The sequence below is a fragment of the Devosia sp. P1_H9 genome (assembly GCF_056405135.1).
Genome location: NZ_JBFUCQ010000011.1, coordinates 1 through 13,359 on the forward strand (window position 1 = coordinate 1; position 13,359 = coordinate 13,359).

Here is a 13,359-nt window from a genome sequence, read left to right on the forward strand (position 1 = left end):
AGGCTTCGCTCCCTGGGCCGCTCCGCATCGAGCTGCCCTCGCGTGATAGCGGCTTGACCGGCGAACCGGTCCTTGCCGTGATGGTTTCCGCCTGAACTGCAGCGACCCGCAGCCCACCCGGTCTCCACCGCACCAACCACTCGTCATGATCTCGCTTCGGTGCAGCGGACCGGCACAGAATCGCATGGTGGAGAGGTGGGGGGATAGATCGGTGCGAGATTCTCGCAACGCCTTGCCTGGCCTCATGATTGTGGCTCCGTGACCCAGCGTGGTGATGGGCTGGCGCGCGAAGAGTCCCCCCACCCCTGTCCCCTCCCCTCAAGGGGGAGGGAGACCCTCACGGACTGCCTTGGTAGCCTCACCCTCGGCGCAAGTGGTTGGCGTCTCCCTCCCCCTTGAGGGGAAGGATTGAGGTGGGGGCGCTGGCCCTGGATCGTCTGTCGTCAGGGTGCAGTCAGGGCCTTGTTCGGAGCGATGAGGATGCGGCCGCCCGGCAGTTGCTTCAGGCTGGTGCCACCCAGGTCGCAGGTACCGCCCGCACCTTTGGGATCAGGCTCCCAGGTCCCGTCGGCGGCCACGCAACAGGCCTTGCCTGTCCCACCGGCTTTCTTGCACCGCAGGTAGATCGCAGCCTGCTGGTCCTGTGTCAGCTTGGTCGCCGCCGAGACTGGCTGGATGACCGGAAACACGAAAACTGGGGCAGCCAGTACGCCCGCAAGCAGTGTCGTCACGAAGAATTGGCGCATAGTCCCACCTCCGTGCCCTCGCAAGGAGGCTACGCGCCCGCCCAACGCTCCGCAATCTGTGTGAACTGCTACTTCCAGCGCCCATAAGTCCACGGCACATACCAATGCGCCGTCTCCGGCACCGCTTCCGGCACCGGATCGTACCCGTGCGTGCCGCCCGGCCGGCAGCGCACGATGCGAGCCACGCCCATCCAGCCCCCAGGCCAGAACCCGTGCCGCCAGATGGCGTCGCGGGTGAACTCCGAGCAGGTCGGGGAGTGCCGGCAGTTGCTGCCCATGAACATCGACAGCGAGTAGCGATAGCCCTGGATCAGCACGTAGGAGACGAGCTTGAAGGGCCAGTCGACGACGCTCCAGAACACATGTACGGCGCGCTGCATCAGCCGGCAGCCGCCACCCGCGGGGCTTCGAGCTTGTCGAGCGCCTCGCACACTGCGTCGAACACCAGCAGCGTCGAGGTGTGGCGCGGACGGTACTCGCGGACCGGTTCGAGGTACTTGAGATCAGCCCACTTCTCGCCAGACGGCGGCGGGCCGTCGGCCTTGAGCATCGCCGTCATCTCGTCACGAACGCGCCGAAACTCCGCTACCGGGGTTCCAACCACGTGGGTCGCGACCACTGCGGCGGAGGTCTGTCCCAGCGCGCAGGCCTGGATGTCATGGCCATAGCCGGTGATCACCCCGTCGGCGACATTGATGTCCACCTCGATGGTCGAGCCGCACACCCGGCTGACCTTGCGGGCGCTGGCGTCGGGATCGGCGAGGCGACCCGGTCGTGGTTGATTGCCGGCGAGTTCGAGGATCCGGTCCGAATAAAGATCGCTGAGTTCCATCTTTTTCGCGAAACTGTTCCTTGGCCGCGTTCGTCGGCAACCTATATAATCATCGAGATGCAACAAGTCAGCGGCGTCCATCGTCACTGACAACACCGGGAACCGTGGGGCGACGTATTGCGTCTGTCGCCTGCTATTGACCGAGGAACAAGATGGACGCCAGCGCCAAGCCGCAGCACGCCAAGCTCGTCTCTGAAATCACCCGCCCCAGCCGCGCGGAGGCCGAGGAGGCCGTTCGCACGCTGATCGCCTGGGCGGGCGATGACCCGAGCCGCGAGGGCCTGCTCGATACCCCCCACCGCGTCACCGACGCCTATGGCGAGTTCTTCGGTGGCTACCACCAGAGCGCGCGGGAAATCCTGCAGACCACCTTCAAGGACGTCGGCGGCTACGACGACGTGGTGCTGGTGCGCGACATCCCCTTCTCATCGCATTGCGAGCACCACATGGTGCCGTTCTTCGGCAAGGTGCATATCGCCTACCTGCCCCATGACGGCGTGGTGGGCCTATCGAAGCTGGCTCGCCTGGTCGAGGTCTACGCCCGCCGCCTGCAGGTGCAGGAGAACATGACGGCGCAGATCATCGACGCGGTGAACGAGCACCTCAACCCACGCGGCGCCGCCGTGATGATCGAGGCCGAGCACATGTGCATGTCGATGCGCGGCGTGCGCGCCCACGGCGCCCTGACCATCACCCAGCGCTTCACCGGCGTGTTCGCCGAGGACCGCAACGAACAGGACCGCTTCTTTGCCATGATCGGCAAGCGCTGAGCCGGAAGCCGGCGCTGCTCAGTCGAGGGCGAAGTTCAGGCCGAGCCGGATTGCGTTCGACGTGGAATGTGACGTCGACGACCAGAGTGCACCCTCGAACCACGTGTGCTCGCCGAGGTCGGTGTAGAGATACTCGGCCTTGACGGTCATGCTGTCGCTCGTCGCGAGCTCCACGCCCGCCCCCGCAGTCCACCCGAACAGCGTCGCGTCATCGCTGAGGTTACCGTCGGTCGCCTCAACCTTGACGTGTGCGCCGGCGAGGCCGGCGGTCAGGAACGGCAGGAACTCACCACCGTCGAAGCCGAGACGACCGCGCAGCGTGCCGGAAAAGTCGGAGGTCGAGGTGATGGTGTTGCCCAGGTCGCCGCGATAGGTCGCAAAGTCGTCCGCGATCGTGTCAGTGATGTTGCCGTAGGACAGGTCGCCCTCGACGCCGACGACAAGACCGCTGCTCATTGCCGCGTTGCCGCCCACGGTGACGCCAACAAAGGCGCCCGAGGGGTCGCTGTCGAGGTTGAACGTGCTGAACGGCGCGAGGATATCCGGGGCATCGTAGGCCGCGTCGGAGTGGCCGACGCTGTAACCGGCGCTCACGCCGGCGTAAAAGCCGTTCCAGTCGAATGCCAACGCCGGCGCCACCTGTATTGCCAGCGCAAGGCCGGCCAATGTTGCAACTATCCGTTTCATTTTTGCCCCCAATACTGGCCGATATAGAGGCATCTACAGGGAAGGTCGGCAAGTTCTCTGCCGATCGCTCGTCCTCTGCTGCCGCGAAAGTGGCGGCGCGTGCTGTCGCTGCAACACCCGGCTAAGTACTTCCACCGACCGAGACGGGCTTAAGCTCGCTCACGACCGCAACTGCGATCAAGTGTGATATAGACTGCCGGGCATAGGGTGAGCCCATGTCCGCCGTCGCCAAGACCCTCTGGATGATCGAGTCACGCTTCGGCATGCCGCTGACGCTCGAAGAGCTGGCGGTGCATGCCGGGGTATCGCGCTATCACCTGTCGCGCATCTTTCCCGAAGAAACCGGCTACTCGATCAAGCACTACCTGCGCGGTCGCCGGCTCACCGAGGCCGCCAAGGCCCTCGCCGGTGGGGCGCCTGACATCCTGGGCGTCGCACTCGATGCCGGATACGGTTCGCACGAAGCCTTCACGCGCGCGTTTCGCGACCTCATGGGGCTGACGCCCGAGGACCTGCGGCGCCGGCGTTCGCTCGCCGAGCTGCCGCTGCTGCAGCCGATGCGCCTCGACCCCATAACCCAGGTCACGCTCAGCGCGCCGGTGATCGAGAGGCGCCCTGCCCTGCGCCTGGCCGGCATCATGGGCCGCCACAAGTTGCCGCTCGGCCCTTCGATCCCCGCCCAGTGGCAGCGGTTCAGCCATTATGTCGGCAACGTGCACGGCGCGATCGACGACTGCAGCACCTATGGCACATGTGGGCGCTACTTCCCCGATGACGGAACGACCGAGTACATTTGCGCCATGGAGGTGGGGGAAGGCGCGGAGTTGCCGCCCGAGTTCGACGAGATCGTGGTGCCGGCGCAGCGCTACGCCCGGCTCACCCATCGCGGCCACATCACCACGATCTTCTCGACGCTCGACGCCATCTTCAGCGAGTGGCTGCCAAGCTCCGGCTATCGCAAGAAGCAGGCGCCCCACACCTATATCGAGCACTATGGCGATGCCTTCAATCCGCGGACCGGACTTGGATCGCTCGATATCTGGATCGCACTCGAAGATTAGGCGCATGGATTGAGCCGAGGCCGCGCGCGGGATAGAACCCGCCCATGAGCACCCTTTTCGCCGATCCCACGACCCTCGACCATGATGCGATCGAGGAAGGCACCACCTTCGCGCCGAAGTTCGACGCGCACGGCCTCGTCACCGCGGTGGCGCAGGAGGCCGGCAGCAATCGCGTGCTGATGGTAGCGCACATGAACGCCGAAGCACTGCGGCTGACGATCGAGACCGGCGAGGTCCACTATTACTCGCGCTCGCGCCAGAAGCTCTGGAAGAAGGGCGAGAGTTCGGGCGAAATCCAGAAGCTCATCGAGATGCGAACCGACTGCGATCAGGACGTGGTGCTGATGCTGGTCGAACAGACCGGCCGCGGCGCCGCCTGCCATACCGGCCGGAAGAGCTGTTTCTATCGCATCGTCGAGGACGCCACGACGCTCCGCCACACCGGCGAGCCGCGGCTCTTCGATCCGGCCCAAGTGTACAAAGGCTAACGTCTACAAGCCTCAGTAATGCGGCGGCGGCGGCTCGACGCCCGGCGCTAGCGCCGGGTGGGATTCGACATCGCGGAGCTGCGCGCCGAGGTTGTGCAGGTCGCGCTTCAGCGCTTCGATCTCCCTGAAGTGCTCGGCAAGAGCCGCGTTCAGTTCCTCGATGGCCTGATCCTGAAAGGCGATCCTCGTCTCCAGCGTGACGATTCGTTCGGTGAGTTCTGGGCTGTCGCTCATTTCGTACTCTCCTGCGGGCGGCGCTCGAACAGCGGCGTGAGGAACAGGCCGACGAGGAACCCGCCCAGATGGGCCTGCCAGGCGATGCCGATCGATTGCCCGATCAATAGGGGCAGGAACGGCACGGCAGCGTTGAGAACCAGCCAGACCACAATGAAGAAGGCCGCACGCTGGTTGCGCATAACTTCGCCGAGGCTGGCCATGCGGCGGCCCAGCACGCGCTCCTCGCCGGTCTCGGGATCGCGAGCCACAATCACCGGCTGGAAGATGAAGCGGCAGGCAACGCCCGTGAGCCCGGCAACGCCGCCCGAGGCACCGATAAGCAACTGCACGTCCGGCAGGGTCGTCGCGGCAAACGCCGCGGCGCCCGCGGCAGCCGTGACGAGGAAGAGAATCACCGTGGCGGCAGGGCCGTAGCGGCGGGCGACCGGGGTGCCGAAAATGGCCAACCAGGCGCAATTGATTAAAAGGTGGTCCCATCCGGCATGCAGGAAGGCGTGCGTGAACGGTGTCCAGAGGAGCGGTATCCACCCCCCTTCAAACTGCGCCGCGGCAATCGCGCGAGCCGGGATGAAGGCCAGCCAGTAGATCAGCTGAAGGTCCCCGGACTCGTTAAGAACGAAGGCTCTCGCGAGATGTACGGCCAGCATCAGGCCCAGCAGCGCGGTGATCACCCCGGGCAGCAGGATCGCCGGCTGATGGCCCTCAGGCCCCTGTGTTCTCTGGGTTTTTTGCTCGTCGGACATGAAAGCTCCCGGTTTTCCGGGCTTTGTAGCCCAATCCCCCGAATTATCCACACGGGGTCCGCCACGTTAACCCTAACAATTGTTTAAGGGCGATTTCCGCCGCCGGTTTTGACAGTCTATGGCTCTGCGGCGGTCGTCCCTTCCCGGGAGACGATCCGGGGGTTTGGGAACAAGGCAAAAAGACTATGCAAAAGGCCAGCACCAAGGCGCTGTTCGACTATTGGAATGCGCTTCGTGGTTCGCGCAGCGCTCCGGATCGGCGGGACATCGACCCTACCCGCATCCGCACAGCACTGGCTAACACGTTCATTCTAGAACTCAACGATTCCAGCGAGTTCGACTTCCGGCTCGCCGGCTCGCATCTCTGCTCGGCCTATGCCCGCGAGCTCAAGGGCCGCTCCTTTACGCGTCTGTGGCACGAACGTGACCGCGACGCCATCGACACCCTGGTCCGCGCCGTCACCGAGGATCATGCGGTTGCCCTCGTCACGTTCCAGGGCACGACGGCGGTGCACACGCGCCTGTCGGTCGAGACAATCCTGCTGCCGCTGCGTCACAACGGCTCCACCCAGACCCGGCTGCTCGGCGCCATGACCTCGATCGACGAGCCCTATTGGTTCGGCGTGCAGCCGATCATGGAGCAGCGCATCACGGGCCTGCGGCTGATCTGGCCGGACGACGTGTCGCTGGCGGACATGACCGCGGAAATGGGGACCGCGGTGCCGGCCGAAGACCTGGTCTTCGCCAGCGCCGGTGCGTCGGTCCCTACCCCGATGAGCGCCACGGTTTTCGGCCGCACGGCTCGCCGCTATGCCCACCTGGCGGTGATCGACGGCGGCCGGCGCTAAAAATCGGCACTTTGGAGCATTCCGCGCCGCAAGCCTTACCTTCGGTTAACCAAGAGTGGACTAGCCTAGGCCAATCAATCGCTTGGCCCCCCGGCAGGTCGTTCATATGCTCACCGAAAATACCCGCTCGGCGCGACCTGCCCGCTCTTACGCGCAGCTGCCACGCTTTCAGCGCGTAAAGGTATCGCTGCTCGGCCGCTACATGCTCAGCGATCGTCGTGAATTCCCCTGCCAGGTGCTGGAGATGTCTCCCGGCGACGCCGTGGTCATTGCCCCCATTTCGGGCGGCCCGGGCGAGAAGGTGATCGCCTATATCGATCACCTCGGCCGCATCGAGGGCGACGTGACTGATATCATCGACGGCGGCTTCAAGATGGATGTCGTCGCGACCCTCCGCAAGCGCGACAAGATGGCTGCGCAGCTCACCTGGCTCGCCAACAAGGACCTGCTCAACCTGCCGGAAGACCGCCGGCACGAGCGCGTGGTGCCCGACAACCGCCATTCGACCGTCGTGCTCGACGATGGCCGCCGCTACAACTGCAAGATCATCGACATCTCGCTCTCCGGCGCCGCCATCGAGCTCGCCGTGCGCCCCGCCATGGGCACCCCGGTCACGCTGGGCCGCATGCGCGCCCGCGTCGTGCGCCACTTCGCCGATGGCGTCGGCGTCGAGTTCGTCTCCGCCCAGGAAATGCTGACCGTCGTGCAGCAGAACCTGCGGGTCAACTAAACCCCGTTTCCCAACCGCTTCGCTATGCCTAACGAGTCCTCACCGGGACCGTTCTAATTCGCATAAAAACTAGCTTACAGTTTTTCGTTCGGGGCAATTTGGCCCGGGCATCGTGGCTTCCGTCAGGGGGCAACCACGATGTCGAAGTTCAAAGGGTTCATCGCAGCGGCAGTCGCAATCGGGATGGCGGCATTCATTCTCGCCATGCCGGCACGCGCCGACCAGGTCGATTTCACCAACCCGGCCTTCGCCCCCGCAGGCGGCATCACCAGCATTCCGGTGGGCGCCTCCGAGTTCTGCAAGGCGCATCGCGGCGAGTGCAAGGCCAACCCGAACGCCGTCGGCGCCATGGGCTTGACCGAAGCGCGCTGGAACCAGCTGGTGCAGATCAACAACGTAATCAACAGCGCGATCGTCGCCGTAACCGACGAGGACTACTACAAAGTCGCCGAGTACTGGGCCTATCCCGACGGCTACGGCGACTGCGAGGATTTCGCCCTCGCCAAGCGCAAGGCGCTGATCGAGGCCGGCTGGAACCCCTCGACCCTGCTGATGACCGTGGTCCGCGAGACCAAGGGCACTGGCCATGCCGTCCTGATGGTTCGTACCGACCGCGGCGACCTCGTGCTCGACAACCAGGACAGCCGCGTGCTGCTCTGGAACGAGACGCCCTACCAGTTCCTCAAGCGCCAGTCGCAGGCCGACGCCAGCCAGTGGGTCGATATCGTCGATCCCCGCGCCACCTTCGTCGCCTCGAAGTAAACGTCAGCGCGCCGCAAGCGCTTCGGTCTCGGTCCGCTTCACCCACTCGCCCTTGCAATCGCCATAGGCGTGCGAGCTATCCGGGTGGGCCGCGGCGCAGCGCCGCTTGATCGCCTCATACTCGGCAACCAGATCCGGGCGCGCGCGCAGGTAGTCGCGAAACGCCAGATGCCGGGTGATCTCCGGACTGGCCTGGGCATAGCAGTGCAGTTGTACAAGCCGCCTGCCCTGCACCGCGTCGTCGAGCGTCAAATAGCGGCGACCCGGCAATCCGAACTCACCCCACGAGGCATAGCCGAGCGCTTCCAGCTTGCCCTGCGCCGCATCAAGCGCTGCGAGCGAGCGTACCACCGGGATCAGGTCGAGGATGGGTTTTGCCACAAGGCCGGGGATCGAGGTCGATCCAATATGATGGACATGCAGCAGCGTGTCGCCCAGGACCCCGCGCAGCCGCTCGGCTTCTCGGTCGGCTGCGCCGGCCCATTGCGGGTCGTGCGATTTCAGCACCACGGGAAAGGCGGGCGGCATCCATCATCTCCTCAGCGGATGGGGCGGGCGCTGCAGACAGATAAGCCGGAGCCGCGAAGCCGAACGCGCTTTACGGGATGATGGCGAAATAGCTGCCGACGAACATCAGGCCGGTGATGAAAGCCCAGCCGAAGGCGACGAATGCGGCGACCAGCGCCATGCTGATCGACAGCGTACCCTTGCGATCGTTCTGCCAGCCCATCTGCAACATGATCATCGGGCCGCACACGAAGCTCAGGCCTAGGTTGCCGAGGCTATGGGCAAGGGTCTTGCCGTCATAGCGCAGCACCGCCTGCGACTTGCTTACCCACTGATAGAGGTAAGTCCCCACCCCGGCGATGGCCAGCCCAACCGCCATGATCAGTCCTGCCAGCAGCAATTCCCTGAGCATACGCGCAACCCCCGCACCAATATCTTAACTCTTTGTTAAGCATATCCGGCGCCCATTGGGCTGTCACCTGACGCACACAAGACTGGTTAATTCACACAAATGGCCGGTGAGGCTCAGGCTCATAAGGCGCAGCACAGCGCCATTGGCTTCAATCTGGCGGCCATCGCGGTGGTGCTCGGCCTGCTGGGGATTGGCGTCGCCTACCTGATCGATGCGGCGGGCCGCGGCGCCCGCATCCAGGCACATCGTCTTGATACCGAGACAACGCTGACCCGCACCCTGGGCGGCCACGATCTCGAGATTCCGCTGTCCTGGTTCCGCTATGAGGAGCAGCGCGTGGAAGGCTTTGCCAAGCAGATCGACCTGCGCCTGGAGCTACCGCTCGGCGTCGAGGGCCATATCGAACCGGTGGACGTAACCCTGTTGCCGCGCAGCCGGGCCCGCCCCAGCGCGGCCCTGCTGGATGGCGTGTACCTCCACCAGTTCCTGCCCGAGCAGCTCACCGGCCCGCCCGGACTGGTGGGCAAGCCCTTGCGGCCCGATGGTGGGTATGCCGATGAGACAGTCTGGTACGATGCGCTATCGGCCGACCCATTTGTCGCCAAATGCTCGAAGCCGATTCCACCCGCGACTGCGGGACAGTGCCTGAGGACCGTATATCTGGGTCCCGGCGTTGCGGCGGTTTACGCCTTCCCCGAGACCGCCCTGGCGCACTGGCGCGACTTCGATGCGCAGCTGAGCGCGCGCCTGGGCGAGATCGGGGCGCTGTAGCGTGCCACCTCGCGGCTCCGACGCTGCTTAGTGGATCTCGTCCAGGTCGACGTCCAGGATGGCCATCTGGAAGTTGTACGAGCGGTCGCCGTCCTCGTCGTCGACATAGATCAGGCCAAGGAATTCCTCGCCCAGATACACTTCGACGCTGTCGTTCTGCTTGTTGCGTGGACGGACGTCGATCTGCCGGTTGCCGAACTTCTGCTGCAGAAATTTCTGGAGCTTGATGATTTCGGGATGGTTCATGGCGGCTCCTTCAGGGGCATTCTTGGGGTCGATTTGGGATCGCCACAATAGGCATTGCGACCCGGCGAGCAATCCCGCGGCGTGCTTTTTCCTGCAGCGAATGGCGCAAATACGGCGAGCGGCGCCTCAGGTCGGCGGCAGACTCAGCCGGTAAGGTCCTGCACCACCGCCAGTTGGTCCATCACCGAGGCCGGATGCGGGGTGCCAGCCTCGCCGATGATGCGTGCCGGCACGCCGGCGACGGTCACCCGCGGCGGCACTTCCTTCACCACCACCGAGCCCGCGCCGATGCGCGCGCAATCGCCGACCTTGATGTTGCCCAGCACCACCGAATGGGCGCCGATCAGCACGCCATTGCCGATCTTGGGATGGCGGTCCTCCTCGGACTTGCCGGTGCCGCCGAGGGTCACGCCCTGGAGGATCGAGACATTGTCGCCGATCGTCGCGGTCTCGCCGACGACGAACCCGGTCGCATGGTCGAGCATGATGCCCTTGCCGATCCGCGCCGCCGGATTGATGTCCACCTGGAACACCGCGCTTGAGCGACTCTGCAGGTAGAGCGCGAAATCCTTGCGCCCGCTGTTCCACAACTCATGCGCGAAGCGGTGCGTCTGGATGGCGTGAAAGCCCTTGAAATAGAGGAAGCAATCGACCGCCTTGTGCAGCGCCGGATCGCGCTCCAGCGTCGCGGCGAGATCGGCGCGCGACTCGAACCCGATCTCCGGGCGAGACTCCAGCGCCTCGCGGAACGCCTGGCGGATCAGGTCGGCGGAGACATCGGGATGGTCGAGGCGTTCGGCCAGCCGGTGGGCCAGCGCCTCCTCGAAATTGTCGTGGTTGAGCACGTTCGAGTAGAGGAGATTGGCGAGCGAGGGCTCGCTGGCAACGATGTGCCGCGCTCCCGAAACCACTGCATCCCAGACCGGATCCATGGCCGTAACGTTGCCCGTCTTCAAATTCGTGCTCATCCGCATCTCCATCGGCGAATGCCGATATAGGACAAATCGTGCTCCGATACCAACCATTACCGCACAGATTGGTTCGCCGCCGCTGAACTCGCGTTGAATGGTTACTCCGCGGGCTGCCGCCCGAGGAATTCCAATGCTGCCGCCTTGAACTGCTTGTCGCCCGTCGCGCGCATGTGATCGCGCCGCTCGATGGTGAACGCCTCGCCGTGCGGCAGGAGTTCGGCCAGTGCCGCGGCGGAGCCGGCCATGTCGTCGTCGCTGCCCACGGCGACCAGCACCGGCTGCTCGATCCGCCGCACGTCGGCCTCGCGCATCGGCTCGCGCGAATTGACCATGCAGGCCGCCAGCGCCGCGCGGTCGGCCTTGTTGTGGTCGGCGAAGATGCGGAACTGCCGCCCGGTACGGCCGGTGACCTCTGCGAGCGACTCGGCGGTCAGCGCCTCGATGATCTCCTCGCTATCCTCGAGCCCCGAGATCAGGTTGACCCCCATGCCACCCCAGACGGCACAACTCACCGCCTGCGGATCCTGCAGCATCAGGTAGGCGGCGATCCGCGCACCCATCGAGTAGCCCATGATTGGGGCCCGCGTGATGCCAAGGTGATCCAGCAGCCGCTTGGCGTCACGAGCCATCTCGTGGGCAAAGTAGAGCTGCGCGTCGTAGAGCTTTCGCGAGGCGCCGTGGCCGCGGTTGTCGAAGGTGATCGGCTGATAGCCGGCGCCGACCAGCGTCTCCACCCAGCCGGTATCGATCCAGTTGATCTTGCCGGACGAACCGAAGCCATGGATCAGCAGGATCGGCTTGCCCTCGCCGTGAACCTCATAGGCGATGGAAATGCCGGCGGAGTTGAACTGGGGCAAGGGAACGGCCTTTCGATTGGGGCGCTGGGTTTAGCAAGCGGGCGCGCCCAGTCCAAGCCCATCACGGCGAGGTCGCAGCACCTTCCATTCCAGCGCTGCCCTCGCTATGTTCCGCCCGAATTCGAACCGAGGACCATCCGATGGCGCACGAGAGCACCCCGCATTTCCACAATACCCAGGGTCTGCCGCGCATCGAGGTCGGCTCCAAGGAGTTCATGTGCGTCGGCGCCCTGCCCCCGTTCGATCACCCGCACATATATATCGACATGGGCAAGGACAACGAGGTCGTCTGCTCCTATTGCTCGACCCTTTACGTGTTCAACCCGGAGCTGGCGCCGGGCACCTCCGAGCCGCTCTCGGCCGTATATCACTCCGAAGCCGCCTGATTTCCCGATGTCCGGCAACGGACGCACCGTCTACATCGCAGGGGCAGGCATTGCCGGCATGACGTTGGCGCTCGCGCTGGCCAAGTTCGGCGCCACCGTTGTCGTGCTCGAGCGCAATGCCGAGGTGCAGGAAGTCGGCGCCGGCCTGCAGGTCAGCCCCAACGCCCGCAAGATCCTCAACCGCCTCGGCCTCGACAAGGCCCTCGCGGCCAAGGCGTTCGAGCCCGATGGTATCGACGTCTATCCCTACGGCGCACGCGATCCACTGCTGACGCTGGAACTCGGCCGCGTCATGGAGCAGCGCTTCGGCGTGCCCTACACGGTGATGCACCGCGCCGACCTCGCCGACGTGCTGTACCGGGCCTGCAAGCGCTTCGCCAATATCGACATGTTGTTCGGCGTCCGCGCCTATGACGTAGTGAGCCATGCGCGCGGCGTTTCCGTCACCGTCGACGAGGCCGACGGCAAATCGCGCTCAGCCCGCGCCTTCGCCTTCATCGGCGCCGACGGCGTGAACTCGCGCACTCGGATGGGCGTGCTGATGGGGCCGGAGGCCACCTATTCGGGAATGGTCGCCTGGCGGATCACGCTGGCGCAGCACGACCTCGACAAGGTGCTGCTGCCCGGACGCACCAGCCTGCTCTGGGGACCGGGCTATCATGCCGTAACCTACCCGTTACCGCATCGCCGCCAGATCAATGTCGCGTTGTTCGCCAAGGTGAAGGCCGAGCGCGCCTTCCACGGCGAGCCGCCGAAGGCGCCCGACCTGCCATGGGCTGCCATGAAGAGCCGTGCTTTCGATGCCATCCGCGAGACGGCCGGCGAGGACTGGGGCTACTGGCCGATTTCGACGGTCACCACCCCGACCTGGTCGGAGGGCGGCGTCGGGCTGATCGGCGACGCGGCACACGCCATGCTGCCGTTCCAGGCGCAGGGGGCCGCCATGGCGATCGAGGACGCGGCGATCCTCGCGCCGCTGCTCATGACCGAGGCCGATGCCACCTCGGCGCTCCGCCGCTACGCCGCGTTACGCCAGCCGCGCGTCGAGCGGGTGCGGAAGCTCTCGAACGCCAATGGCGCCGCCTTCCACCTCGAGTGGCCGTTCACGATTGCACGTAACGCCGTGGTGAAACTGCAGGGTCCGCGCGGGCATCTGAAGCGCCTGGGATGGCTCTATGGCTATGACGCGGCGCCCGATCCCGAGGGCCTGCCACCCGCACCGCGGCTACCGCGACAGGACGTCCACTGAGCCGCATGGCGCTTGCCTTCGCTGGAGGTGATGTGTCAACTGCCGCTCCAAATTGG

20 protein-coding genes are annotated in these 13,359 nt (G+C 65.1%); 9 read left to right on the top strand and 11 right to left on the bottom strand.

Annotated features, from left to right (window positions below):
* Positions 1–443: 443 nt before the first annotated feature.
* The 3 genes from AC1DYL_RS18575 to AC1DYL_RS18585 form a co-directional block, all read right to left on the bottom strand.
* Positions 444–746: a hypothetical protein gene (locus AC1DYL_RS18575; RefSeq protein WP_477174317.1), complete on the bottom strand. Its 303-nt coding sequence runs from the start codon at positions 744–746 to the stop codon at positions 444–446.
* A gap of 68 nt (positions 747–814) precedes the next feature.
* Positions 815–1,126, bottom strand: coding sequence for a membrane protein insertion efficiency factor YidD (gene yidD / locus AC1DYL_RS18580; protein ID WP_477174318.1), 312 nt, complete (start codon positions 1,124–1,126; stop codon positions 815–817).
* Positions 1,126–1,578, bottom strand: coding sequence for an iron-sulfur cluster assembly scaffold protein (locus tag AC1DYL_RS18585; protein ID WP_477149509.1), 453 nt, complete (start codon positions 1,576–1,578; stop codon positions 1,126–1,128). Before AC1DYL_RS18585 ends, yidD begins: the two co-directional genes overlap by 1 nt.
* Positions 1,579–1,730: 152 nt before the next feature.
* On the opposite strand from AC1DYL_RS18585, the gene folE reads away from it, so the two are divergent.
* Complete coding sequence (gene folE, locus AC1DYL_RS18590; RefSeq protein ID WP_477149510.1) at positions 1,731–2,348, top strand: GTP cyclohydrolase I FolE; 618 nt, start codon at positions 1,731–1,733, stop codon at positions 2,346–2,348.
* Positions 2,349–2,366: 18 nt separating this feature from the next.
* Here the strand turns inward: folE and AC1DYL_RS18595 are convergent, their stop codons facing one another.
* On the bottom strand, positions 2,367–3,035 hold the full coding sequence (locus tag AC1DYL_RS18595) for an outer membrane protein (protein ID WP_477174319.1): 669 nt from the start codon (positions 3,033–3,035) through the stop codon (positions 2,367–2,369).
* Positions 3,036–3,250: 215 nt separating this feature from the next.
* Here AC1DYL_RS18595 and AC1DYL_RS18600 point away from each other — a divergent pair, with 215 nt between their 5' ends.
* Entirely contained in the window at positions 3,251–4,096 is an 846-nt protein-coding gene (locus AC1DYL_RS18600) for an AraC family transcriptional regulator (RefSeq protein WP_477174320.1), read from the top strand.
* Positions 4,097–4,140: 44 nt separating this feature from the next.
* A complete protein-coding gene (hisI, locus tag AC1DYL_RS18605) occupies positions 4,141–4,584 on the top strand; it encodes a phosphoribosyl-AMP cyclohydrolase (RefSeq protein WP_477174321.1) in 444 nt (147 codons plus the stop codon).
* 12 nt (positions 4,585–4,596) lie between these two features.
* On the opposite strand, the gene AC1DYL_RS18610 is transcribed toward hisI, so the two are convergent.
* Positions 4,597–4,818, bottom strand: a complete 222-nt coding sequence (locus tag AC1DYL_RS18610; protein ID WP_477149514.1) for a SlyX family protein — start codon at positions 4,816–4,818, stop codon at positions 4,597–4,599.
* Positions 4,815–5,564 carry a rhomboid family intramembrane serine protease gene (locus AC1DYL_RS18615; RefSeq protein WP_477174322.1) on the bottom strand — a complete coding sequence of 250 codons (750 nt, stop codon included), beginning with the start codon at positions 5,562–5,564 and terminating at the stop codon, positions 4,815–4,817. The genes AC1DYL_RS18610 and AC1DYL_RS18615 overlap by 4 nt, the downstream gene beginning before the upstream one ends.
* A gap of 185 nt (positions 5,565–5,749) precedes the next feature.
* On the opposite strand from AC1DYL_RS18615, the gene AC1DYL_RS18620 reads away from it, so the two are divergent.
* From AC1DYL_RS18620 to AC1DYL_RS18630, 3 genes are all read left to right on the top strand, one after another.
* Complete coding sequence (locus AC1DYL_RS18620; protein ID WP_477174323.1) at positions 5,750–6,412, top strand: PAS domain-containing protein; 663 nt, start codon at positions 5,750–5,752, stop codon at positions 6,410–6,412.
* 106 nt (positions 6,413–6,518) lie between these two features.
* Positions 6,519–7,142, top strand: coding sequence for a PilZ domain-containing protein (locus AC1DYL_RS18625; RefSeq protein WP_477149517.1), 624 nt, complete (start codon positions 6,519–6,521; stop codon positions 7,140–7,142).
* A gap of 138 nt (positions 7,143–7,280) precedes the next feature.
* Positions 7,281–7,904: a transglutaminase-like cysteine peptidase gene (locus AC1DYL_RS18630; protein ID WP_477174324.1), complete on the top strand. Its 624-nt coding sequence runs from the start codon at positions 7,281–7,283 to the stop codon at positions 7,902–7,904.
* Between the two features lie 3 nt (positions 7,905–7,907).
* On the opposite strand, the gene AC1DYL_RS18635 is transcribed toward AC1DYL_RS18630, so the two are convergent.
* A complete protein-coding gene (locus AC1DYL_RS18635) occupies positions 7,908–8,432 on the bottom strand; it encodes a GrpB family protein (RefSeq protein WP_477174325.1) in 525 nt (174 codons plus the stop codon).
* 70 nt (positions 8,433–8,502) lie between these two features.
* Entirely contained in the window at positions 8,503–8,823 is a 321-nt protein-coding gene (locus AC1DYL_RS18640) for a DUF6949 family protein (RefSeq protein WP_477174326.1), read from the bottom strand.
* Between the two features lie 99 nt (positions 8,824–8,922).
* Between AC1DYL_RS18640 and AC1DYL_RS18645 the strand changes: the two genes are divergently transcribed.
* The gene (locus AC1DYL_RS18645) at positions 8,923–9,594 is read left to right on the top strand and encodes a hypothetical protein (protein WP_477149521.1); all 672 of its coding nucleotides are present in this window, start codon (positions 8,923–8,925) and stop codon (positions 9,592–9,594) included.
* 27 nt (positions 9,595–9,621) lie between these two features.
* Here AC1DYL_RS18645 and AC1DYL_RS18650 read toward each other — a convergent pair whose 3' ends face one another.
* From AC1DYL_RS18650 to AC1DYL_RS18660, 3 genes are all read right to left on the bottom strand, one after another.
* Positions 9,622–9,840: a DUF3126 family protein gene (locus AC1DYL_RS18650; protein WP_477149522.1), complete on the bottom strand. Its 219-nt coding sequence runs from the start codon at positions 9,838–9,840 to the stop codon at positions 9,622–9,624.
* Positions 9,841–9,983: 143 nt separating this feature from the next.
* A complete protein-coding gene (gene cysE / locus AC1DYL_RS18655; RefSeq protein WP_477174327.1) occupies positions 9,984–10,808 on the bottom strand; it encodes a serine O-acetyltransferase in 825 nt (274 codons plus the stop codon).
* Positions 10,809–10,909: 101 nt separating this feature from the next.
* Entirely contained in the window at positions 10,910–11,668 is a 759-nt protein-coding gene (locus AC1DYL_RS18660) for an alpha/beta fold hydrolase (protein ID WP_477174328.1), read from the bottom strand.
* 140 nt (positions 11,669–11,808) lie between these two features.
* On the opposite strand from AC1DYL_RS18660, the gene AC1DYL_RS18665 reads away from it, so the two are divergent.
* Together AC1DYL_RS18665 and AC1DYL_RS18670 are read left to right on the top strand one after the other, a co-directional pair.
* Positions 11,809–12,054, top strand: a complete 246-nt coding sequence (locus tag AC1DYL_RS18665; RefSeq protein ID WP_477157643.1) for a zinc-finger domain-containing protein — start codon at positions 11,809–11,811, stop codon at positions 12,052–12,054.
* Positions 12,055–12,061: 7 nt separating this feature from the next.
* Positions 12,062–13,303: an FAD-dependent monooxygenase gene (locus AC1DYL_RS18670; protein ID WP_477174329.1), complete on the top strand. Its 1,242-nt coding sequence runs from the start codon at positions 12,062–12,064 to the stop codon at positions 13,301–13,303.
* Positions 13,304–13,359 lie beyond the last annotated feature (56 nt).

Coding starts and splice junctions, on each gene's coding strand:
- AC1DYL_RS18665 (WP_477157643.1), top strand. CDS start 11,809: ATGGCGCACGAGAGCACCCCGCATTTCCACAATACCCAGGGTCTGCCG.
- AC1DYL_RS18640 (WP_477174326.1), bottom strand. CDS start 8,823: ATGCTCAGGGAATTGCTGCTGGCAGGACTGATCATGGCGGTTGGGCTG.
- yidD (WP_477174318.1), bottom strand. CDS start 1,126: ATGCAGCGCGCCGTACATGTGTTCTGGAGCGTCGTCGACTGGCCCTTC.
- AC1DYL_RS18615 (WP_477174322.1), bottom strand. CDS start 5,564: ATGTCCGACGAGCAAAAAACCCAGAGAACACAGGGGCCTGAGGGCCAT.
- AC1DYL_RS18585 (WP_477149509.1), bottom strand. CDS start 1,578: ATGGAACTCAGCGATCTTTATTCGGACCGGATCCTCGAACTCGCCGGC.
- AC1DYL_RS18595 (WP_477174319.1), bottom strand. CDS start 3,035: ATGAAACGGATAGTTGCAACATTGGCCGGCCTTGCGCTGGCAATACAG.
- hisI (WP_477174321.1), top strand. CDS start 4,141: ATGAGCACCCTTTTCGCCGATCCCACGACCCTCGACCATGATGCGATC.
- AC1DYL_RS18610 (WP_477149514.1), bottom strand. CDS start 4,818: ATGAGCGACAGCCCAGAACTCACCGAACGAATCGTCACGCTGGAGACG.
- folE (WP_477149510.1), top strand. CDS start 1,731: ATGGACGCCAGCGCCAAGCCGCAGCACGCCAAGCTCGTCTCTGAAATC.
- AC1DYL_RS18575 (WP_477174317.1), bottom strand. CDS start 746: ATGCGCCAATTCTTCGTGACGACACTGCTTGCGGGCGTACTGGCTGCC.
- AC1DYL_RS18650 (WP_477149522.1), bottom strand. CDS start 9,840: ATGAACCATCCCGAAATCATCAAGCTCCAGAAATTTCTGCAGCAGAAG.
- AC1DYL_RS18630 (WP_477174324.1), top strand. CDS start 7,281: ATGTCGAAGTTCAAAGGGTTCATCGCAGCGGCAGTCGCAATCGGGATG.
- AC1DYL_RS18600 (WP_477174320.1), top strand. CDS start 3,251: ATGTCCGCCGTCGCCAAGACCCTCTGGATGATCGAGTCACGCTTCGGC.
- AC1DYL_RS18670 (WP_477174329.1), top strand. CDS start 12,062: ATGTCCGGCAACGGACGCACCGTCTACATCGCAGGGGCAGGCATTGCC.
- AC1DYL_RS18635 (WP_477174325.1), bottom strand. CDS start 8,432: ATGCCGCCCGCCTTTCCCGTGGTGCTGAAATCGCACGACCCGCAATGG.
- AC1DYL_RS18625 (WP_477149517.1), top strand. CDS start 6,519: ATGCTCACCGAAAATACCCGCTCGGCGCGACCTGCCCGCTCTTACGCG.
- AC1DYL_RS18645 (WP_477149521.1), top strand. CDS start 8,923: ATGGCCGGTGAGGCTCAGGCTCATAAGGCGCAGCACAGCGCCATTGGC.
- cysE (WP_477174327.1), bottom strand. CDS start 10,808: ATGAGCACGAATTTGAAGACGGGCAACGTTACGGCCATGGATCCGGTC.
- AC1DYL_RS18620 (WP_477174323.1), top strand. CDS start 5,750: ATGCAAAAGGCCAGCACCAAGGCGCTGTTCGACTATTGGAATGCGCTT.